The 19,802-nt window shown below is 69.8% G+C and carries 22 protein-coding genes and 1 tRNA gene; 11 read left to right on the forward strand and 12 right to left on the reverse strand.

Features of this window, described 5'->3' with window-relative positions:
* Positions 1-14 precede the first annotated feature (14 nt).
* The gene (gene panB / locus NO930_RS01440; protein WP_137783198.1) at positions 15-821 is read right to left on the reverse strand and encodes a 3-methyl-2-oxobutanoate hydroxymethyltransferase; all 807 of its coding nucleotides are present in this window, start codon (positions 819-821) and stop codon (positions 15-17) included.
* A gap of 174 nt (positions 822-995) precedes the next feature.
* Between panB and NO930_RS01445 the strand changes: the two genes are divergently transcribed.
* A complete protein-coding gene (locus NO930_RS01445; protein WP_137783199.1) occupies positions 996-1,304 on the forward strand; it encodes a DUF5822 domain-containing protein in 309 nt (102 codons plus the stop codon).
* Positions 1,305-1,319: 15 nt separating this feature from the next.
* On the opposite strand, the gene NO930_RS01450 is transcribed toward NO930_RS01445, so the two are convergent.
* From NO930_RS01450 to NO930_RS01475, 6 genes are all read right to left on the reverse strand, one after another.
* On the reverse strand, positions 1,320-1,967 hold the full coding sequence (locus tag NO930_RS01450) for an HAD family hydrolase (protein WP_256402247.1): 648 nt from the start codon (positions 1,965-1,967) through the stop codon (positions 1,320-1,322).
* Positions 1,964-3,184, reverse strand: coding sequence for an acyl-CoA dehydrogenase family protein (locus NO930_RS01455; RefSeq protein ID WP_256402248.1), 1,221 nt, complete (start codon positions 3,182-3,184; stop codon positions 1,964-1,966). The genes NO930_RS01450 and NO930_RS01455 overlap by 4 nt, the downstream gene beginning before the upstream one ends.
* 70 nt (positions 3,185-3,254) lie before the next feature.
* Positions 3,255-4,274 (reverse strand): AIR synthase family protein, encoded by a 1,020-nt coding sequence (locus NO930_RS01460; protein ID WP_256402802.1) that lies wholly within the window; start codon positions 4,272-4,274, stop codon positions 3,255-3,257.
* Positions 4,271-5,614 (reverse strand): alanyl-tRNA editing protein, encoded by a 1,344-nt coding sequence (locus NO930_RS01465; RefSeq protein ID WP_256402249.1) that lies wholly within the window; start codon positions 5,612-5,614, stop codon positions 4,271-4,273. The genes NO930_RS01460 and NO930_RS01465 overlap by 4 nt, the downstream gene beginning before the upstream one ends.
* Positions 5,615-5,738: 124 nt before the next feature.
* Positions 5,739-6,371, reverse strand: coding sequence for a protein sorting system archaetidylserine decarboxylase (locus NO930_RS01470; RefSeq protein ID WP_256402250.1), 633 nt, complete (start codon positions 6,369-6,371; stop codon positions 5,739-5,741).
* A 1-nt stretch (position 6,372) separates the two neighbouring features.
* A complete protein-coding gene (locus NO930_RS01475; RefSeq protein ID WP_256402251.1) occupies positions 6,373-7,422 on the reverse strand; it encodes an AAA family ATPase in 1,050 nt (349 codons plus the stop codon).
* 328 nt (positions 7,423-7,750) lie between these two features.
* On the opposite strand from NO930_RS01475, the gene NO930_RS01480 reads away from it, so the two are divergent.
* The 4 genes from NO930_RS01480 to NO930_RS01495 are packed head-to-tail and all read left to right on the forward strand — an operon-like array spanning position 7,751 to position 12,204.
* Positions 7,751-9,115, forward strand: coding sequence for an ABC transporter substrate-binding protein (locus NO930_RS01480; protein WP_256402252.1), 1,365 nt, complete (start codon positions 7,751-7,753; stop codon positions 9,113-9,115).
* 4 nt (positions 9,116-9,119) lie between these two features.
* Positions 9,120-10,169 (forward strand): carbohydrate ABC transporter permease, encoded by a 1,050-nt coding sequence (locus NO930_RS01485; RefSeq protein ID WP_137784006.1) that lies wholly within the window; start codon positions 9,120-9,122, stop codon positions 10,167-10,169.
* Positions 10,166-11,050, forward strand: a complete 885-nt coding sequence (locus tag NO930_RS01490) for a carbohydrate ABC transporter permease (RefSeq protein WP_137784007.1) — start codon at positions 10,166-10,168, stop codon at positions 11,048-11,050. Before NO930_RS01485 ends, NO930_RS01490 begins: the two co-directional genes overlap by 4 nt.
* Positions 11,050-12,204, forward strand: coding sequence for an ABC transporter ATP-binding protein (locus NO930_RS01495; protein ID WP_256402253.1), 1,155 nt, complete (start codon positions 11,050-11,052; stop codon positions 12,202-12,204). The genes NO930_RS01490 and NO930_RS01495 overlap by 1 nt, the downstream gene beginning before the upstream one ends.
* Before the next feature lie 103 nt (positions 12,205-12,307).
* Here NO930_RS01495 and NO930_RS01500 read toward each other — a convergent pair whose 3' ends face one another.
* From NO930_RS01500 to NO930_RS01510, 3 genes are all read right to left on the reverse strand, one after another.
* Positions 12,308-12,964: a DUF4013 domain-containing protein gene (locus NO930_RS01500; RefSeq protein ID WP_256402254.1), complete on the reverse strand. Its 657-nt coding sequence runs from the start codon at positions 12,962-12,964 to the stop codon at positions 12,308-12,310.
* Positions 12,964-13,392 carry an SHOCT domain-containing protein gene (locus NO930_RS01505; RefSeq protein WP_256402255.1) on the reverse strand — a complete coding sequence of 143 codons (429 nt, stop codon included), beginning with the start codon at positions 13,390-13,392 and terminating at the stop codon, positions 12,964-12,966. The genes NO930_RS01500 and NO930_RS01505 overlap by 1 nt, the downstream gene beginning before the upstream one ends.
* A 76-nt stretch (positions 13,393-13,468) precedes the next feature.
* A complete protein-coding gene (locus NO930_RS01510) occupies positions 13,469-13,948 on the reverse strand; it encodes a DUF192 domain-containing protein (RefSeq protein ID WP_137783839.1) in 480 nt (159 codons plus the stop codon).
* 60 nt (positions 13,949-14,008) lie between these two features.
* On the opposite strand from NO930_RS01510, the gene NO930_RS01515 reads away from it, so the two are divergent.
* Positions 14,009-14,082 (forward strand) — tRNA-Val (locus NO930_RS01515).
* 152 nt (positions 14,083-14,234) lie between these two features.
* On the opposite strand, the gene NO930_RS01520 is transcribed toward NO930_RS01515, so the two are convergent.
* Both NO930_RS01520 and NO930_RS01525 read right to left on the reverse strand, forming a co-directional pair.
* Positions 14,235-14,801 (reverse strand): hypothetical protein, encoded by a 567-nt coding sequence (locus tag NO930_RS01520; RefSeq protein WP_137783838.1) that lies wholly within the window; start codon positions 14,799-14,801, stop codon positions 14,235-14,237.
* A 297-nt stretch (positions 14,802-15,098) separates the two neighbouring features.
* Positions 15,099-15,221 (reverse strand): hypothetical protein, encoded by a 123-nt coding sequence (locus NO930_RS01525; RefSeq protein ID WP_256402256.1) that lies wholly within the window; start codon positions 15,219-15,221, stop codon positions 15,099-15,101.
* 274 nt (positions 15,222-15,495) lie between these two features.
* On the opposite strand from NO930_RS01525, the gene NO930_RS01530 reads away from it, so the two are divergent.
* From NO930_RS01530 to NO930_RS01550, 5 genes are all read left to right on the forward strand, one after another.
* Positions 15,496-16,209, forward strand: a complete 714-nt coding sequence (locus NO930_RS01530) for a ribulose-1,5-bisphosphate 5-phosphatase (RefSeq protein WP_256402257.1) — start codon at positions 15,496-15,498, stop codon at positions 16,207-16,209.
* Positions 16,206-16,883, forward strand: coding sequence for a ribulose-1-phosphate aldolase (locus tag NO930_RS01535; RefSeq protein WP_137784267.1), 678 nt, complete (start codon positions 16,206-16,208; stop codon positions 16,881-16,883). The genes NO930_RS01530 and NO930_RS01535 overlap by 4 nt, the downstream gene beginning before the upstream one ends.
* A gap of 67 nt (positions 16,884-16,950) precedes the next feature.
* Complete coding sequence (locus tag NO930_RS01540; RefSeq protein WP_256402258.1) at positions 16,951-17,916, forward strand: ribose 1,5-bisphosphate isomerase; 966 nt, start codon at positions 16,951-16,953, stop codon at positions 17,914-17,916.
* A complete protein-coding gene (locus NO930_RS01545; protein ID WP_256402259.1) occupies positions 17,913-19,139 on the forward strand; it encodes an ATP-dependent ribose-1-phosphate kinase in 1,227 nt (408 codons plus the stop codon). Before NO930_RS01540 ends, NO930_RS01545 begins: the two co-directional genes overlap by 4 nt.
* Positions 19,140-19,233: 94 nt before the next feature.
* Positions 19,234-19,764 (forward strand): DUF5817 domain-containing protein, encoded by a 531-nt coding sequence (locus tag NO930_RS01550; protein WP_256402260.1) that lies wholly within the window; start codon positions 19,234-19,236, stop codon positions 19,762-19,764.
* Positions 19,765-19,802 lie beyond the last annotated feature (38 nt).

The following is a 19,802-nucleotide window of genomic DNA, read 5'->3' on the forward strand; positions in this document are numbered from 1 at the left end:
ACCGGGGCACGCCGTCAGTACAGGTCGTCGAGATCGTCTTCGACATGTGAGTGTTCGTCGGCCGGGAACTCGCCCGTCCTCACGGCCTCTTCGTACGCCTCGACGGCATTGAGCATCTCTCCTCGCACGTCGCCGAACTGTCGGGAGAAGGGGGGTGCCCACTCGCCCAGTCCGACCGCGTCGTTGATCACGAGCACCTGTCCGTCGCAGTCGGGACCCGCGCCGATCCCGATCGTCGGAATCGCGAGCGCCTCGGTGACGGCCCCCGCGAGGTTCGCCGGGACGTGCTCCAACACCAGAGCGAACGCCCCCGCGTCGGCGTGTGCGCCGGCGAGGTCGATTATCTCCTCGGCGGCGTCCCTGTCGGTCCCCTGTCGGGTGTAGCCGCCGAGGCGGTTGACGTGCTGGGGCGTCAAGCCGAGATGCGCCATCACGGGGATCCCCACGTCTGTCATGCGTCGGGTCATCTCGACGGTGTGCGGGCCGCTCTCGATCTTCACCGCGTCCGCGTTCGCCTCCTTCAGCAGCCGGCCGGCGTTGCGCACCGACTCCGCCTCGTCGACCCCGAAGGAGAGAAACGGCATGTCGGCGACGACCAGAGCGTCCTCGGTCGCGCGGGCGACCGCGCCGGTGCGACTCGCGACCTCCGCGAACGTAACGGGGAGCGTCGAGTCGTAGCCTAAGGCGGCGTTGCCCATGCTGTCGCCCACGAGCACGGCGTCGACGCCGGCCTCGTCGACGATCGCCGCGGTCGGCGCGTCGTAGGCGGTCAACATCGTGATCGGCTCCTCGCGGTCCCGGAGTCCCCGCGTCGTGGTCATGTCTCGAAGACGCCGGTGCGACCGGTTAAAATCGCCGAATTCGGCGTACCCCCGGGCTCACACCACACGCGCTATCGCGTCGCGGCGGCCTCCGAGACTCGTCTCACCGCGGTGTCCGCGGCGTCCGCGGCGGGGACCGCCACCGATTTGTCCGTTCGGCTCGGAAACCGTGTCGTGCAACCCGTCGAGCGGGCCGACTACGAGGGCGTCGACTACGGCTGGGTGATGCAGACCACGTTCGTCGTCACCATCCTCGTCGGCGCGCCAGTCGTCGCCGCCCTCTCCGGATTCGTCACCCTCGAAACGTGGGGGGCTCGCGCCGCGTTCGCGGTCCGCGTCGGCGCGCCGATCTGGTTCCTTACCGCCGTCGTCGTCGCGCTCTACGCGAAACGGACCGAGGCCGGAGACGGCGGCGCGGACCGCGACGCGGCGACCGACCGCGACGGCGGGAACGAGGAGGGCCGCGACGACGCCGACGACTGATCCACCCGCGACGCGTCAGTCGAGCAGTTCAGAGACCCACGCGTAGCCGGTGCCCGCGCGCTCCGCGGTCACGGCGTCGCGCTCGGAGTCGCCGACGAAGAGCGCCCGGTCCGGCGTGGCCCCGAGCCGCTCGACGGCCGCGAGCAGCGACTCCGGCTCCGGCTTGTACGTCTCGGCCGTGTCGCGCCCGACGACCGCGTCCGATTCGAGCGCCCCGGCGAGCCCGTGCGTCTCGATCGCGACCCGGCAGGCCGCCTCGGAGTTGAGCGAGCAGACCCCGACGGCGGGACGGTCTTCGGCGCCGTCGCCCCGTCTCGCGCATTCTCCCGCCTCGGCGAGCCGACGCCCGAGCGGGAGCAGCGTCGAGTCGCGCGCGCCGGCCCGCTCGTACTCCGTGATCGTCGCCTCGACGGAGTCGCGGATCCCGTACTCGTCGGCCGCGCCGAGCAGTCCCCACAGCTCCCCGGTCGGCGGTTTGATCGCGCGTTCCGCGTACACGTCGAGCACCGCCTCGGCGACCGCCCCCCAGTCCACGGCGAGGTCGACCAGCGTGCCGTCGAGGTCGTAGACGACCGCGTCGTACGCCGGAATGGCGGGCACGACGGAGTCGGCTGCACTCGCCGAGTCGTTCGCGTCGATGTCGCCCGCGACGTCGTCCGTCATCGCTCGCCTAACAGGCCCCGAGCGATAATCGTCTTCTGGATCTCCGTCGTTCCCTCGTATATCTCCGTGATCTTCGCGTCGCGGTAGAAGCGCTCCACGTCGAACTCGGTCGTGTACCCGTCGCCGCCGTGGATCTGGACCGCCTCGTTCGTCACCGACATCGCGGCCTCGCTCGCGCGATACTTCGCCTTCGAGGCGGCGATGCGGGGGTCCTCGCCGGCCTCCGCCTGCCGGCACGCCTCGCGAACGAGCAGCCGCGCCGCCGACACGTCCGTCGCCATCTCCGCGAGTTTGTGGCGTATCGCTTGGACGTCGCCGATCGGACGACCGGACTGATCGCGTTCGCCCGCGTACGCCGTCGACTCGTCGAGCGCGGCCTGTGCCACGCCGACCGCCTGCGCCGCGATCCCGATCCGCCCGCTCGTGAGCGTCCGGAACGCCGCGGAGAGTCCGTCACCGACCTCCGTGAGGCGGTTCTCGGCTGGGATACGACATCCGTCGAAGCGGATACCCGTGGTGTCCGACGCGCGGAGCCCGAGTTTCTCCTCTTTCTTCCCGACCTCGAACCCCGGCGCGTCCGCGGGAACGAGGAACTGGGTGATCGTGTCGGGGCCGTCGGCACCGCCGTCCGGGTCGACCTCGCCGCCCGCGTCGCCGGAGTGCGAGCCGTCGCCCCCGTCCGGAACTTTCGCGAAGACGATCGCGACGCCGCCGCGTTCCCCGTTCGTGATCCACTGTTTCTCGCCGTTCAGCACGTACTCGTCCGCCGTCGGGTCGTAGCCCGCGGTCGTCGACATCTCCGCCGGGTTCGAGCCCGCGTGCGGCTCCGACAGACAGAACATGCCGACCGGCCGCCCCTCGGCCATCTCCGGCAGCCACGCCTCGCGCTGGTCGTCGCTCCCGAACTCGGCGAGACAGGCGGTCGCGAGACAGTGGACGGAGAGCGCGGTCGCGACCGCGAGGCTGCCGTGTGCGAGCTCCTCGTTGACGATCGCGTACGTCGTCGCGTCGGCGTCGCGCCCGCCGTACTCCTCGGGGACCGTCAGGCCGGTGAGGCCGAGTTCCGCGAGTCCGTCCCAGACGTCCTCCGGGAACGTCTCCGTCGCGTCCGCCTCGCCGGCTCCCGGTCGGACCTCCTCGGCCGCGAACTCCCGGACGAGATCGCGGACCGCCGCCTGTTCGTCCGTGAGCGACGAGCCGACGCGTGCGCCAGTCATATCGGCCGGTTCGCCCCCACCGTCAAAAAGCTGATCGGGGGAGCTGACCACGGCTCGGCCGTCACAGCACCTACTCCCACAGCGGGTACAGCTCGTCTCGCGGCGGCTCCGCGATCCGGTCGCCGTCGAGTCGGACGGTTCCGGCCGTGTCGTCGCGGCCGACCGCCGCCGCGTCGTCGCGGTCGGCCGACTCGTCCGCCCGCACCTCGCCTATCACCCCCGCGTCGATCCCGGCCGCCGACAGCGACTCCCGGGCTTCGTCGACGCGGTCCGGCGGGACCGCGGCGAGCAGCGCGCCGGAGCCGAACGTCGCCAGGGGGTCGACGCCGAGCGCGTCACAGCAGGCCCGCGTTTCGGGTCGAACCGGGACCCGGTCGCGCTCGACCGCGAGGGTCGTCTCGCTCGCACGAGCGACTTCGACGAGCGCGGTCAACAGGCCGCCCTCGGTCGGGTCGTGCATCGCGGTCGCCGCCTCCCGGACCGCGGCCGCGTCGGGGACGACGCTCACCTCCGTCAGAAACCCGGCGGCGGAATCGAGCGTCTCGGCCGAGACCCCCGCGTCACGACACGCCTCGCGGAAGTCGGTCGCGAGGATCGCCGTCGCCTCGATCCCCGCGCCCTTCGTGAGCAGGAGCCGGTCGCCGGGCTCTGTGCCCCCGCTGGCGACGAACCGGTCCGTGGTCCCGAGCGCGGTCATCGAACAGAGCGGGCGGTCGAGTGCCGGCAACACCTCGGTGTGGCCGCCGACGATCGCGACGCCCACCTCGCTCGCCGTCTCGTCGACCTGCTCGGTGACGGTCCGTCGCCGCTCGGAGTCGTCGTCGGGCAAGAAGAGCGTGTGCGTGAGCCACCGCGGGTCCGCGCCGCTCGCGGCGACGTCGTTGCAGGCGACGTGGACCGCGAGTTCTCCGACCGCGTCCGCCGCGAGCGACAGGGGGTCCGCGGCGACGACGAGCGTCTCCGCCGCGCCCGCGAGGTCGATCGCCGCCGCGTCCTCGCCGTAGGCCGGACCGGTCGAGACCGACGGGTCGTCCGCGCCGGTCGCCGCGAGCACCTCCGCCAGCGCCTCGGGGCCGAGCTTGCCGGTCATCGCTCCCGCAGCCACGCGACCACGCTGTCCGGGTCGGCGTCGAGCCCGCCGGCCTGCGCGAACGTCGGGCCGCCGCCGCCACCGCCGCCGAACGCGTCCGTGACCGCGTCGACGACCCCACCCGCGTCCGGACTCTCCGCCCCGTCGCCGCTCGCGTCGTCCGCGACCGCGACGACCACGAACGGCGCGTCGCCCCCGCCGACCGCGGCGAGCGCGTCCGGAGACGCGTCGGCCGGCCCGTCCGCGACGCCGCCCCCGACGATCGCGTCCGCGGGGCCGCGGAGGTCGTTCGGGTCCGCGCCGCCGACCGTCCCGATGGCCCACGTCGCGCCGTCGACCTCGGTCGTCTCGAACTCGCGCAGCTTGGCGGCGAGCAGGTCGCCGCGGGCGTCGCGGAGGTCGGCTTCGAGCCGGTCCGCCTCCGTGCGCAGCCGATCGATCTCGTCGGGGAGGTCCGCGATCCGCGCGTCGAGCCCGGCGGCCGCGTCGAGAGCCGCGCGGTGGACCGCCGCGTCGTGGTCGATCGCCGTCGGCCCGACCGCGAACTCGACGCGGGTCACGCCCTCTCCGGGGTTCGAGCGGTCGAGCACCGATATCGGCCCGATCTCGGCCGTGGTCCGGACGTGGGTGCCGCCGCAGGCGGCCACGTCCCACGGGGCGGCGTCGTCGCCGGCGTCGTCGCCCGGAGAACCGTCCGTGCCGGCTTCGCCGCCACCGTCGGTCTCAGCGCCGGCCGCCGCGCCGCCGTTCCCGCCGATCGTCACGACGCGGACGGCCTCGCTCCCCCCCATCGCGCCCTCCTCCGTCTTCGCGTTGAACGCGATCTCGTCGATGGCGCGGGCCTCGCTCTCGGGGTACTGCGCCCACGACACGGGTAGCGAGTCCCAGACGGCCCGGTTCGCGAGCCGCTCCAGCTCGACGAGGTCGGCGTCGTCGAGGGGCTCCGCGGTCGTCAGGTCGACGCGCACCTTCTCCGGCGCGATGTCGAAGCCGGCGTAGCCCAGATCCTGGCAGGTCCGCCGAGCCGCGCCGTAGAGGACGTGCGAGGCGGTGTGTGCCCGCGTGCAGTACGTGCGGAACGCGTCGTCGACGATCCCCGTGACGGTCTCTCCCGGCGCGGGGATCTCGCCTTCGGCGTCGAGTTCGTGGACGACCCGCCCGTCGCGCTCGCGTACGTCGGCGACGCGGACGCCGTCGACGGTGCCGCGGTCGGCCGGCTGGCCGCCGGACTCGGGGTAGAAGTACGTCTCGTCGAGGACGATTTCGCGTCCGTCAGCGGCCTCGACCGTCGCCTCGAACTCCCGTACCTCGGGGTCGGCCGGCGCGCGTGATGCGGTCATGCACGGCCCGTGGACGCGGTCGGATAAATAGGTGGCCGACGGGCGTGGCGACGGTCCGAGCGTCTCGTCTCGGTCGACCGAATTGAACCCCCGGTCGGCGTACGGCCGCTCGGCGATGAGTCGGTTACGGCCGCTCGGCGATGATCGTCTCGCCCGCGCGGACGGACTCGCCCTCGGCGACGCGGAGGTCCGATTCGCGCACGTCCGCCGGCAACACCACGTCGGCGCGCGAGCCGAACGAGACGTGTCCGACGCGCTCGCCCCGGTCGACGGCGTCGCCGGGCTCGACGGACGGGTGGATCCGCCGAGCGAACCAGCCGGCGATGACGAGCAGCTCGTACTCCTCGCAGTCGATGACGACCTGCTCGTTCCGGTCGGACTCCTTGTCGAAGGCCGGGCGGTTCGCCCCGGGACGGTGTCTGACCTCCCTGACCGTTCCGGGGAGCGGCGCGCGGTTCACGTGCACGTCGGTGACGTTCATGAACACCCCGACGCGGAGCCTGTCTCCCTCCTCGCGGATCACTGAGACGGTGCCGTCCGCTGGCGAGACCGCGACCCCCTCGGCGTCCGGGGGCGCGCGGTCCGGGTCGCGGTGGAACCAGAGCACGCCGAGCGCGAGCGCGGTCATGGCGATCCCGACGGGGGGAACGAGCGGTAGCGTCACGGCGGCCGCGAGCGCGGGGACGAGCGCCAGCCGCCACGCGGCGTCGACGACCGGGAACGGGAGCACCCGCGCGAGCGGTGGGTTCCGGCTCACGTCAGGCCTCCGCGGGCTCGCGAAGCGGCGGTTCGAGTTCGGTGCGGCCGGCCGCCCACGCCGCCAGCAGGTGGGTGAGGTGGAGCCGGTCGTCGAGCCCGTCCGTCAGGTCGAGGTCGGCCTCCCCGGCGAGCACGTGCAGTCGGGCGAGGTCAGCGCCGTCGTACGCCGACCCGGCGCGCGCGACGCGGAGGGTCTCCCGCAGCAGGTCTCCCCCGTCGTACCCCCCCTCCTCAAGCAGGTCGTCGAGCGCCGAGCGCGCGTCGCCGAAGTTCCCCTCTCGCGCGGCGGCGAGCGCCTCTCGGATCGCGTCGTCGTCGCCGACCTCGCCGAGCGTCTCGTAGGCGGTCGACATCGTGACTTCGCCGCCCTCGACCGCGGTCGCCTGCGCCGAGAGGATCGCCTCGCGGAGGTCGCCGCCGGCCGCGCTGGCGACGAACTCCAGCCCGTCGGCGTCGTAGTCGACGCCCTCCCGCTCGCAGACAGTTTCGAGTACGTCGATCGTCTCGTCGGTGGTCGGCGACCGGACTTGCACCGGGAAACACCGCGAGCGGATCGGCGCGATGAGCTTCGACGGCTGCCGGGTCGCGATCACGAACTGCGTGGTCCGGTGGTGCTTCTCCATCACCCGCCGGAGCGCCTGCTGGAAGTCCTCGCGGATCGCCTCGGCGTTGTCCAGCAGGATCGTCTTGTACTCGCCGGACATCGGCGCGTACGACGCCGACTCCTTCAGCACGCGGTTTATCATGTCGCGTTTCGCCATCCGGCTGCGCCCCTGCAGGAACCCCTCGAACCGGGGGTCGGTCCGGATCTCCTTTTTCGTGCGCCCGAAGAAGTCAGCGACGTTGATTTCGATCAGGTCGCTCTCCGGGTGGTCGTGTGCGGCCTGCGTCAGCGCCCGCGTCGCCGCCGTCTTCCCGACTCCCGGCGGCCCCTGCACCACGAGGTTCATCGGCTCGTCGACCGCGCGCTCCAGCCGCTCGCGCGCCTCGGTCTGTCGTATCTCGTCGAGCGCGGGAGCGTGCGCGTCGATCCACAGCGGTCCCTCCATGCGCGAGTGTCGGTGACGCGCGCTCAAGAATCGGTCGGTCGGCGGGGCGGCGTCGGCTCGCCCTCGGGACCGATGGCTCGCCGGACGCGGCGTCTGCTGACTCACCGCACGCGGCGTCTGCTGACTCACCGCACGCGGCGTCTGCTGACTCACTGCAAACGGTCCGGTAACGCGCCGGATTCGACGGTCGATCCCGATCTGTCTCTCGCTCGCTAAGGCGTCCTCTACCGCCGTGTCACGCCCCAACACGCTGGATGGGACTTTTATTAACCTTCGGAGTAAATGAACATCAATCGTTAAGTACGCGGGGTTTGAAACGGGCTCGTACATGACACGAGACAGCGCAACCGACGACGCCGACCGACTCACTCGCCGACACTACGTTGCCGGTGCTGGCACCCTCGCGACCGTGGGGATCGCCGGGTGCTCGGGCGGCGGAGACGGCGGCGACGGGTCCGACGGCGGCGACGGGTCGGACGGGTCCGACGGCAGTGACGGCGGCGACGGGTCCGACGGCGGATCCAGCGAACTCGAGATCATCCACTGGTGGACCGCCGGCGGCGAGCAGGACGCGTATCAGGCGCTCCTCGACGGCTTCCGAGAGGAGCATCCGGACGTCGAGATCGTCGACAACCCGGCACCCGGCGGTGCCGGCTCCGCGATCGATACCGTCGTCCAGAACCGCGTCATCGACGGGAACCCGCCGAGCACGTTCCAGATATGGCCCGGTCAGGCGCTCACGCCGTACACCGACGAGGACCTCCTCGAAGACATCGGCGACTCCGTGTGGGACGAGGAGATGCGGGACGCGTACCTCGGTGACGTCGTCGACCTCGCGCGGCCCGCGGGGAACCTCGTCGCGGTCCCGATCAACATCCACCGGCTGAACAACCTGTTTTACAACGTTAGCGTCCTCGACGACGCCGGCGTCGACCCGACCGATATCGACGGGCCGGAAGGCCTCCTCGGCGTCTTCGAGACGCTCGACGCCGAGACCGATGTCACGCCGATGGCACACCAGACCCAGAGCCCGTGGTCCTCGCTCCAGCTGTGGGAGAGCATCTTCATCGGCGAACAGGGCGTCGACGCCTTCCAGACCCTGATCGGCGGCGACGTCTCCGGACTCGAAGACGAGGTCCGCTCGGCGTTGCAGCTGCTCGCAGACTACCTCCAGTACATCCCCGAGGACGCCGGCTCGATCAGCTGGGACCAGGGGAACAACGACGTGATCTCCGGCGACGCCGCCTTCCTCCACCAGGGCGACTGGGCGGCCGGTCAGTACCGCTCCGCCGAGGACTTCGAGTTCGAGAGCGACTGGGACATGGTGCCGTTCCCCGGCACCTCCGGCGTCTACCAGTCCGTCATCGACTCGTTCGTCTTCCCGACGGGCAACCCCTCGCCGGAGGCGACGGAGCAGTTCCTCAACTACGCGGGCTCGGTCGACGCCCAAGAGCGGTTCAATCCGGTCAAGGGGTCGATCCCGCCGCGCACCGACGTCCCGATGGACGAGTTCGGCGACTTCCTCTCCCGGCAGTTCGAGGACTTCCAGAACTCGAACACGCAGCCGCCGGCGATCGCACACGGGACGGCGGTCGCCCCGGCGATCCAGTCCTCGCTGCAGGAGGTCTTCGCCAACTTCAACGGCAGTCAGGACGTTGACGCCGCCTACGACGGCATCGTCAACTCGTTCTGAGCCGATGGCTTCACGGATTTTTGCGGCGCTGACGCGCGACGAAGGGTCGTCCGACACCGACGAGTCACCACGCCGCGAGGAGCCGTCCGTCCGGACCGACGGCGGCACCGTCACCGACGGCGCGAGCGACGCGACGACCGCGGCCGTCGGAGACGACGCGTCCGCGCTCGGTCGACTCCGTCGCAGCCGGTTCCTCGAATCGCTCCCGTTCTGGGGGCCGCCGGCGCTCCTGGTGTTCTTCTTCGTGTACGGGGCCATCGCGTGGAACTTCGTCATCTCGCTGACCGGGTGGGAGGGGCTCGGCAGCCCCGACTACTCGTCGCTGTCGACGGAGATGTACGCGCGGCTGCTCTCGGACCCGTCGTTTACCGCGGCGTTCCGGAACACGCTCGTGTTGCTCCTCGCGTTCACGGTCCTCTCGCTTATCCTCGGGCTGCTCGTGGCGATCCTCGTCGACCAGAAGATCCGGATCGAGAACACGTTCCGGACGATCTACCTGCTGCCGATGAGCCTCTCGTTCGTCGTCACGGCGATCTTCTGGTCGTGGATGTACAACCCCACGAACGGGCTCATCAACGAGGCGCTGCGGGGGGTCGGCCTCGACGCGTTCACGCAGGCGTGGCTCGCCGACCCGCAGTTCAAGCTGGCGGCGATCATCTTCGCGCTGATGTGGCAGTTCTCGGGGTACTGCATGGTCGTGTACCTCGCGGGGCTCCGCGCGATACCGGAGTCGCAGTACGAGGCCGCCCGCATCGACGGCGCGTCGACGATCAAGCTCTACTGGCGCGTGATCATCCCGCAGCTGCGGGCCTCCACGATGTCCGCGGCGGTCGTGCTCGTCGTGTTCGCGCTCAAGGCGTTCGACTTCCTGTTCGTGCTGTTCGGCGTCAACCCCGGACAGTCGGCGGACATCCTCTCCGTGATGATGTACCGCGTCGCCTTCGACCGGATCCAGTGGGCGTACGGCTCCGCCGTCGCGATGGTGCTCTTCGCGATGACGCTCGGCGTGATCGGGCCGTACCTCTACGTGCAGTACCGGCGGGGTGAGCTATGAGCGCAGCCGACAGACTCCAGACGACGATCGCGGGCCTCGACCGCTCGCGCGTCGCGCTGTACGCGGTGCTGCTCGCGCTCGTGGCGTTCTACCTCGCGCCGCTCGAATCCGGGTTCATGACCGCGTTCAAGACGCCTGACGGGTTCCGGACGACGACGCCGTTCGCGCTCCCGCCGCTCGGCGAGTTCACCCTCTCCGCGTGGGGGACCGCGTTCGATCGGCTCTCGAACGGCCTGCTGAACAGCGCGCTGATGGCGGTGCCGGCGACGGTGCTCTCGGCGCTTTTCGGGTCGCTCGCGGCCTACGGCCTGACGAACCTCAGCTGGCGCGGACAGATCGGCGTGCTCGTGCTGTTCGTCGCCGGCGTGTTCATCCCGTATCAGGCGGTGTTAGTGCCGCTGACGCAGTTCTGGTCGTTCGTCGACCTCGGCGGCCGGATCCCGCTCGCGCTCGTCGCCGACAACGAGGGGCTGATAAACTTGAGCATCACCCACGTCGCCTACGGGATCCCGATCTGTACGGTGTTGTTCCGCTCGTACTACGCGACGATCGACGACGAGATGCTGGAGGCGGCGCGGCTCGACGGGGCGTCGGCGGCGACGATCTACCGGCGGATCATCCTGCCGCTCTCGGTCCCGATCTTCGCCGTGACGCTCATCTACCAGTTCACGCAGATATGGAACGATCTCCTGTTCGCCATCGTGCTGGTCAGCAACCCGTCCAACCAGGTGGTGACGGTCGCGTTGAACCAGCTGCAGGGGTCGTTCGTCCAGCAGTTCAACCTCCAGATGGCGGGGGCGTTCGTCGCGGCGCTACCGACGCTCGTCGTGTACGTCCTCTTCGGTGAACAGTTCGCGAAAGGCGTCGCAGGTGACTCATAATGGCACGACTCGAACTCGACTCGGTGACGAAGCGATTCGGCGAGGGGGACGGTTCCGTCCTCGCTGTAGACGACGTGGACGTCGACATCGCGGACGGGGAGTTCCTCGTCCTCGTCGGCCCGTCCGGCTGCGGGAAGTCCACGACGCTCCGGATGGTCGCCGGGCTCGAATCGATCACGGACGGCGAGATCCGTCTCGACGGCGATCGCATGAACGAGCAGGGGCCGGCGGAGCGGGACATCGCGATGGTGTTCCAGAGCTACGCGCTGTACCCGCACATGACCGTCCGCCAGAACATGCGGTTCGGATTAGAGGAGTCGACCGACCTCAGCGACGAGGAGATGGACGGTCGCGTCGACGAGACGGCCGAACTCCTCGATATCACGGAGCTCCTCGACCGGAAGCCGGGCGCGCTCTCCGGCGGGCAACGCCAGCGCGTCGCGCTCGGCCGCGCCATCGTTCGCGAGCCGAAGGCGTTCCTGATGGACGAGCCGCTCAGCAACCTCGACGCGAAGCTCCGCTCGCAGATGCGAACGGAGTTACAGCAGCTGCAGGCCGATCTGGACACCACAACCGTCTACGTCACGCACGACCAGACGGAGGCGATGACGATGGGCGACCGGATCGCCATCCTCGACGCCGGCGAACTCCAGCAGGTGGCGACGCCGCTCGAGGCGTACCACCGCCCCGCGAACCAGTTCGTCGCCGGGTTCATTGGCGAGCCGTCGATGAACTTCATCGACTGTGCGACCGAGGACGCGACGCTCGTCGACGGGGGGTTCCGCTACCCGCTCGGCGACGAGGTCGGTGAGGCGGTCGCCGACGCCGCCGACGTGACGCTCGGAATCAGGCCCGAGGACCTGTCCGTCGACGCGAGCGCGGACGCCAGCGGCGGCGACGCAGCCGGCGACCACGCGTTCGACGCGACCGTCACCGTGGTCGAACCGATGGGCGACGAGAACGTCGTTCACCTCTCGCTCGCCGACGGACCGGAACTGGTCGCGACCGTGAACGGACTCCGCCGGATCGAGAGCGGGACGGACGTGATCGTCTCGATCCCCGAGAACGCGATCCACGTGTTCGACGGCGACTCCGGCGACGCGCTCCACAACCGCTCGCTCGACGACGCCGAACTGGACGACGCGCGCGTCTAACCGCGGTCGTCGCCCGCTGTCGCTCCCCTCAACTCACGCCTAGCTGTCACTCTCTTCACACTCACGCTCGCCGAGCCCGTCGAGCGCGCTCCTCGCGAACCGCTCAGACGCCGCGGCGTCGCCACGCGCGACCGGTCGCTTTCCCCACCGCGGCGGCGGCGACGACCTCGACGTAGAACAGACAGAAGAAGCCGAGCGCGACCCTGTTCAGCGGTCCGTACGCCGCGGCGGTGAGGCCGAGCCCGCCGGCGGCGAGCAGGGTCGCGACGAGGTAGCCGGCGTCCTGTGCGGCCGCGCCGACGAGCGTCGTATTCACCGCCGCGCGCAGCTTCCCCTCGCGGGCGACCGCGGCGAGCGCCGCCGGGAGCGGATAGCAGATCGCGGCCGCGAGCAGCGTCGAGACCGTCGATCCCACCGTGAACAGAAGGCCGTCAGTCGTGCCTGTCGGGTCGAACCCTTCGAGCGGACCGCCGAGCGTCACGACGAGGAGGACGACCGGAACCGCGAGGTAGCCGACCGTCGTCACGGCGACGCGGAGCCCGTCGCGGAGCAGCGCGCCGACCGGCCGCCATCCCGGCCGCTCGGGATCGACGTGCGACTCTGTCTCCGCGGTCGCCGCGAGCACCCGAGAGAGGTACCCGGCGACGGCGACGAACGGAAGCAGGGGAACCCACACCGCGAGCAGGTGGAGCCCGCCGCCGACGAGCAGCGCGTCGACTCGGGGCGACCCGCGAACCGGGAACGTCAGGACGCTCGACATCACTCGCGGGCCCGCTCTATCTCGCGTCTAACGCCCTCGCGGACGCGGTCGGTAAGGCCGTCGCCGGTCTGTCGGACGCCGTCTGCGGTCTCTGCGTCCTCGGTTTCGAGGAGCCGATCCAGTCGCCGCTCGAACTCGTCGCCGTCTATCTCGCCGCGGGCGTAGCGCTCGCGGAGCGCGTCGAGCGCGGGGTCGAGGGAGTCGGCGTGTCCGCTCCGCGGATCGCCGCCCGCGTCGGGGAGGGGTTTCGTGAGCGTATGGAAGACGGGAAGCGCGACGAACAGGCCGAAGAACCAGACGAGCGGGAGGGTCCACCAGACGCCGGTGAGGAGGGGTGCCGCGACGCCGCCGCCGAGCACGAGCAGGGCGAACACCCGCCGCCAGCGGTGTCGCAGGTTCCACGCGATCCGCCGGAGGAGACCGGTCATGCTCGGGCGGACGCCTGCGAGGGGGAAATCGGTTTCGTCGCCGACCGAGGCGCTCTGGACGCGGCCATCAGCCGGACTACGCGGCCTCGAAGACGAGCCGATCGCCGGTCTCGACGCCGTGGCGATCGCTCCAGCCGCGCGGCACTTCGAGGACGTACTGCCCCGTGCCGCGGTACCGAGTGAACGGCCGAGCTTCCGGCTCCGCCTCGTGGATCACGGTTATCGTCCCGTCGGCGGCGACGAACAGGATATCGAGCCCGAACGCCATGTCGCGCATCACGTAGGCGCGTTCGGCCGTGTCGCCGTGGACGAACAGCATGCCGCGGTCGCCGGGGAGGTCGTCTGTCGCGGAGAGCCCGACGTACCGTTTCACGAACCCGTCGGCGACACGGGCCTCGACGGTCGCGAGCGAGGCGTTCGTCTCCCCGTCGACCGCCTCGACGGTCGTCGTCTCGTACCCCGCGATCAGGAGGGTCGGATCGACCGCGACCGCGAGGGCAACGATGAGGGTGAGGGCGGAGGCGGCCGCGGCGATCTTGAGGGCACGGCGGCGCACGGACGGGGTTCGCGGTGGAGAAAGAAACCGTTTTCCGCTCTCGACCGGTTCAAACGGTGGGGGCTCGTGGTCTAGCTGGTCATGACGCGGCCTTTACAAGGCTGAGGTCGGCGGTTCGAACCCGCCCGAGCCCACTTCCTGCGGCGAGCAATCCGCGAACCGTAGGTACGGACGGCGGGCTCTGTTGAAATCCTTAGTATCTGATAGGATCGGCGTGCGAGATACAGAGCATGAACCAATCAGCGAATCATTGAGACAGTACTAGTCAGCGGTTATCGGATAGTGGTTACTCCCGTCGTGTAGTGGAATTCGAGGTGTTTTCGGACCCTGAAACACTTTGCCCCACACCCGCAGATCCGCCGAAAGCGGATCTATTCGAGTTACCGTATAGCATCGTAACTCTCTCACCGTCGTGTTTGATAATTAGTTGCCACGGGTCTTCACCCGCGGGAATTCTCATGGTTCCATTATAGCGGGCGACACCTGAACACGTCCGCGGTGCTTTCTCCGTCTCCTCTATCGGCACGTTGAGGACGTAGGTGGACTCATTCATCCGTTCGAATGTTGGGCCTCCTATCGCGTACGAGGGACCCGGCAGGGAGACATTTTGAGAATAGGTGATTTTCGTGTTTGTATCCGCAACGACTGAGGTAGAACTGTTCGCCACAAAATCGTCAGTGCATTGAGCACCAGCTGATTCGAAGTGTAGTAACGCCGGCGGTTTTTCAGCGTCGGCGAGAGGATTATCAAACCCCCCCAGACCACTTCCGCCGAAAGCGAGACCGCTACCAACCCCAATCCCACCAACGACTACGACCACAGCGACGACCACCAGAATGTCCTGTCGATTCATCGTAGTCCGAACAATGTAGAGCGCCGTGAAAATCATCTCGTAGAGTCAAACGAGCGCTTTAGTCACAGTTCGTCCACAAGGAATGTACTAACCAACGAGAATTTACATTGATCTCATGCTGCATTCCCGCTCTGCATTCAGCACGGCTGTAAGAATATATCACCGATTGAGGATTTCAACAGAGCCGGACGGCGCGGTTCGAAGCCTACCAGTCGCGCGCAGCGAGCACGGGTTCGTCGCGGAGAGCGGACCGAATCGGCTCAGTTTTGCGACGAACGTGGAAGAAGTGAACGCCGATCAGGCGCGCAGCCACGCGAGCAGGCGCGCGGCCGGACTGGTCGCTGCGTCGAGGTCTTCGGGTCGGGGAGTGTCTTTCAGTCGCGCGGTGCTCGTTTCGAGAGTCGTTTTGGCTTCGGCCATTACAATAACAAATTGTGGCTATATACGGATAAACAGCTCGAAATCGTAACGCAATCCGGGAGAAAATCTGTTATAATTTAATTTAATTATCATCGACTTTCACGGGGTATCAGACACAGACACCGAGTGGGTCGTGAAACTCGTCTCGACGGCGCACGCGCTCCCCGCCGAGCGATCCGTGAGCCGTTGTACCGGAATCGGGTCGGAGATCGCCCCTCGCCGGGGAGTTTCGCGGCCTAATCAGTCTTAAGTCGCCGCCGCGTCGAGGGGAGTCATGAGCTACGAGGCGGTCTGTTTCGATCTCGACAACACGCTGTACCCGTACGCGCCGTGCAACGAGGCGGGCAAGCGGGCGGCGCTCGCGGCCTTCCGCGAGCGCGGGTACGAGATGGACCGGCAGGCGTTCGACGACCTGTACGCGGCGGGTCGCCGAGAGGCGAAGCGCGAAACCGGCGGCACGGCGGCCTCTCACTCCCGGCACATCTACTTCAAGCGAGCCCTCAGAGCGCACGCGGACGAACACGACTCCGAGACCGCGCTCGCGGTCGGCGACGCCTACTGGGACGGATACGCGGACGCGATGCGTCTCTGTGACGGCGTCGAGCGCACCCTCGACGCGCTCGCGGACGCCGGGGTAGCGGTGGCCGTCGTCACGAACCTCACGACCCGCGTCCAGTTACGGAAGCTCGCGCGGCTGGGGATCGACGACCGGATCGACCGGCTCGTCACCTCGGAGGAGGTCGGACGCGAGAAGCCGAGCGCGCTCCCGTTCACGACGGCGCTCGCGTCGCTCGACTGCCGACCGAGCGACGCCCTCGTGGTCGGCGACAACCTCGGAGCCGACATCGGCGGTGGGAACGCCCTCGGCATCGACACGGCGCTTTTCGTCGCCGACGGCGACGCACCGCCGGACGCCGAGATCGACGAGCCGCGGCGGCCGGACGTTCGACTGGACGCGTTCGACGAGCTTCACGAGGTGGCGCTTTGACCCGCGATCGCCCCGCGGCGGACCCCGACCGCCTGCGCGCCGCCCGCGAGGCGGTCGTCGAGTACGCGCCGGCGCTCGCCGACTTAACGCCCGGCCGGACCGGCAACCTGAGCGTCCGCGACGGCGACGCGCTCGCGGTCACGCCCACCGGCGTCCCGTACGACTCGTTCGACGCGACCGACGTGCCGGTCGTCTCGCTCTCCGGCGAGCGCCTCGCGGGGCGGATGGCCCCGTCGAGCGAGGTCCCGATGCACACGGGTATTTACAATCACGACCGACCGGGCGCGATCGTCCACACCCACTCGCCGTGGGCGACGACGATGGCGACGCTCCATCGAAAGCTGCCGCCGATCCACTACATGATCGTCGCCGTCGGCCGTGAAGTCCCGCTTGCCGACTACGCCCCGTTCGGCACGGAGGAACTGGCGGCGAACGTCGTGGGCGCGATGGCCGAGGCGAACTCCGACGCCGCGATCCTCGCCAACCACGGGCTCGTCGTCACCGGCCCCGACGTGGAGACCGCGGTCGAGAACACCCGTCACGTCGAGGACCTCTGCCGGCTCTACCTCCGCGCGTCGTCGGTCGGCGATCCGCACGTCCTCACCGACGAGCAGCTGGCGGCCGTCGAGGAGCGGTTCGAGGGGTACGGACAGCAGCCGGGCGGCGGCGAGTAGCTGCCCGCCGCTCGGGGTCGCGCTCGTCGCCCGATTTTATAAATACCGGGCGAGCTACCGGATCGGTATGACCGACACGGAACCGGCGGCCGCGGTGCGGGAGACCGCCGACTCGATCGCGACGATGGAGGTCCGCGGGGCGGCGACGATCGCCTCGGCGGCCGCGGAGGCGCTCGCCGAGCAGGCGCGCGAGGCGGCCTCGGCGCACGCGGACGACCCACCGGCCTTCCGCGCGTCGATGCGGGCGGCGTCGCGAACCCTCCGCGAGACCCGCCCGACCGCGGTGTCGCTGCCCAACGCCCTCCGGTACGTCCTCCAGCGGATGGAGGGCGACTCGGTCGAGGCGCTTCGCCGGAGCGTCGTCGACGCGAGCGAGGCGTTCGTCCGACAGCTCGACCGGGCACAGGAAGACCTCGGCCGCGTCGGCGCGAACCGCCTCGCCGACGGCGACACGGTGATGACGCACTGCCACTCGACGGACGCGTTGGCGTGTATCGAGGCGGCCGTCGAACAGGGGAAGTCGATATCGGCGGTCGTCAAGGAGACGCGTCCGCGCCAGCAGGGCCACCTCACCGCAGAGCAGTTGCGGGACGCCGGGGTCCCCGTCACCCTCATCGTCGACTCGGCGGCGCGCCGGTACCTCGACGAGGTCGATCACGTCCTCGTCGGAGCCGACTCGATCGCGGCCGACGGCGGCGTGATCAACAAGATCGGAACGTCCGGACTCGCCGTCAACGCCCGCGAGCGCGGCGTCCCGATCATGACCGCGGCCCAGACCATCAAGCTCCACCCGGAGACGCTGACGGGCCACACCGTCGAGATCGAGATGCGGTCTGAGAGCGAGGTGATAGACGCCGACGCCCGCGAGGCGATCGGCGAGGTCGCGGTCGAGAACCCGGCGTTCGACGTGACGCCGCCGCGGTACATGGACGCGATCGTCACCGAACAGGGACAGTTTCCCCCCGAGAGCATCGTGACGCTGATGCGAGAGCTGTTCGGCGAGGGAGCCGAAAAGCCGTGGGCAGAGCCATGAACGGCGAGGACGAACGCGGCAACGAGAGCGACGGTGGCGGAAACGACTGGGACGCAGAAGTGGCGGAGTGGGACGAGGAGGTCGCAGAGTGGGAAACCGACAGCGACGGCTCGGTCGGAGACGCCGGCTCCACTGACGGTGACGAGACGGTCGGAGACGCCGGCTCAACCGAGGGGTCCGACCAGCACCCCACCGGCGACCCCGACCACCGCGCCGCTGACGAACCCGAACCCGCCGCCGACCCGGACTTAGAGCCCGAATCGGCCGACCGCGTCCCGAAGGTGGTCTCGGCGGGCCACATCAACTGGGACGTGACGATCCACGTGGACCAGCTGCCGGAGCCCGACGGCGAGACCCGCATCGAGCGGCTCGAACAGTCGGGCGGGGGCAGCGCCGCGAACGTCGCGGTCGGCCTCGTCGGCCTCGGCGGACAGTCGGTCGTCTACGGGAGCGTCGGCGGCGACGAGTCGGGCGCGCTGGCGCTCCGGGAACTGGCGAGCGCCGGCGTCGACCCCGGGCAGGTGCTCGTCGCCGCCGACGAGCCGACCTCGGTGAAGTACGTCATCGTCGACGGCGAGGGCGAACTGCTGATGTTGGCGAACGACGGCGCGAACGAGTCGTTCTCCGCGGCCGAGTTCGACCCGGACACGCTCCGAGCGGCCGATCACCTCCACCTCACCGGCCAACAGCCGGGGACCGCCGCAGCGCTGGCGACGGCGGCAGGCGAGGCGGACGCGACGCGGAGCTTCGACCCCGGTCGACGCGCCGGCGACCGCGAGTTCGACGCCGCGCTCCACGCGACCGACGTGCTCTTCGTGAACGACCGCGAGGCGGACGCGCTCGCGGCGTCGACCGACATCGACCCGTGGGAACCGGACGACCGCGTCGTCGCGATCAAGCTCGGCAGCGACGGGGCGACGATCCGAACGCCCCACGGCGACGTCTCTCACCCCGGGTTCGACGTCGATCCGGTCGACACGGCGGGCGCGGGCGACGCGTTCGCCGCCGGCTTCCTCGGCGCGGCCCTCCGAGACCCCGAGGTGACCGACGGCGGGTTCTCCCACGACCCCCGCGACTATCAGGTGCCGCTCCTCGTCGGCAACGCCTGCGGCGCGATCGCGGCCGAGGCCGTGACCGCTCGCGTCGACCTCTCGTGGGACCGAGTCCGCGAGACCATGGGCGACTCGCCCGAGTCGGATCTGCTCATCGAGATCCGGGTGTGAGGCAGTGGCGGCGGCGAGTCGCCGCGTCCGGGTTCGCGCTCACGGCCGCGTCCGCGACCGAGGGTTCAAATCCGATCCCGCCGAACCCGGAGCCATGTACGCGGTCGTCGGCTGCAACGAGTGTGCGGCCATGTGGCTGCTCTCCGACCCCGAGACGAGCGACAGCGCGACCTGTCCGCGCTGTCAGAAGACCCATCGAACGGCGAAGCTCAAGCGCTTCTTCGAGTCGGAGGACCGCGAGGCCGCCCGCGAGGCCCGCGCCGCGCTGCTCGCGAAGAAGCGCGGCGAGAGCGCGGCGTTCGCCGACGTGGCGCACGTCTCCGAACTGGAACGCGCGGCCGCGGACGCCGGCGTCGACGACGAGGAGTACCTCGAAGCGTCGGGGGTCGACGCGGACGCGGTCGCCGAGGCCGGAGCCCGCGCTGAAGGCGGGAGTTCGGGCTCGCAGAGCCGTACCGACGTCGTCCGCACTGCCGTCGACGAGGCCGACGATCCCACCGAGGCGGTCGTCGTGGAGCGCGCGGCCGATCACGGAGTGCCCGCGGAGACCGCCCGGGAGATCCTCGACAAGCTGACGCGGCGTGGAGACCTCTCGGAGTCCGGCGGCCGGTATCGGGTCCTCTGAGGCGTCGGGTCCGGAACCGAGTTGTCGGGCGCTTCGCA

The organism is Halorubrum salinum, assembly GCF_024494575.1.
GTDB classification, from domain to species: domain Archaea; phylum Halobacteriota; class Halobacteria; order Halobacteriales; family Haloferacaceae; genus Halorubrum; species Halorubrum salinum.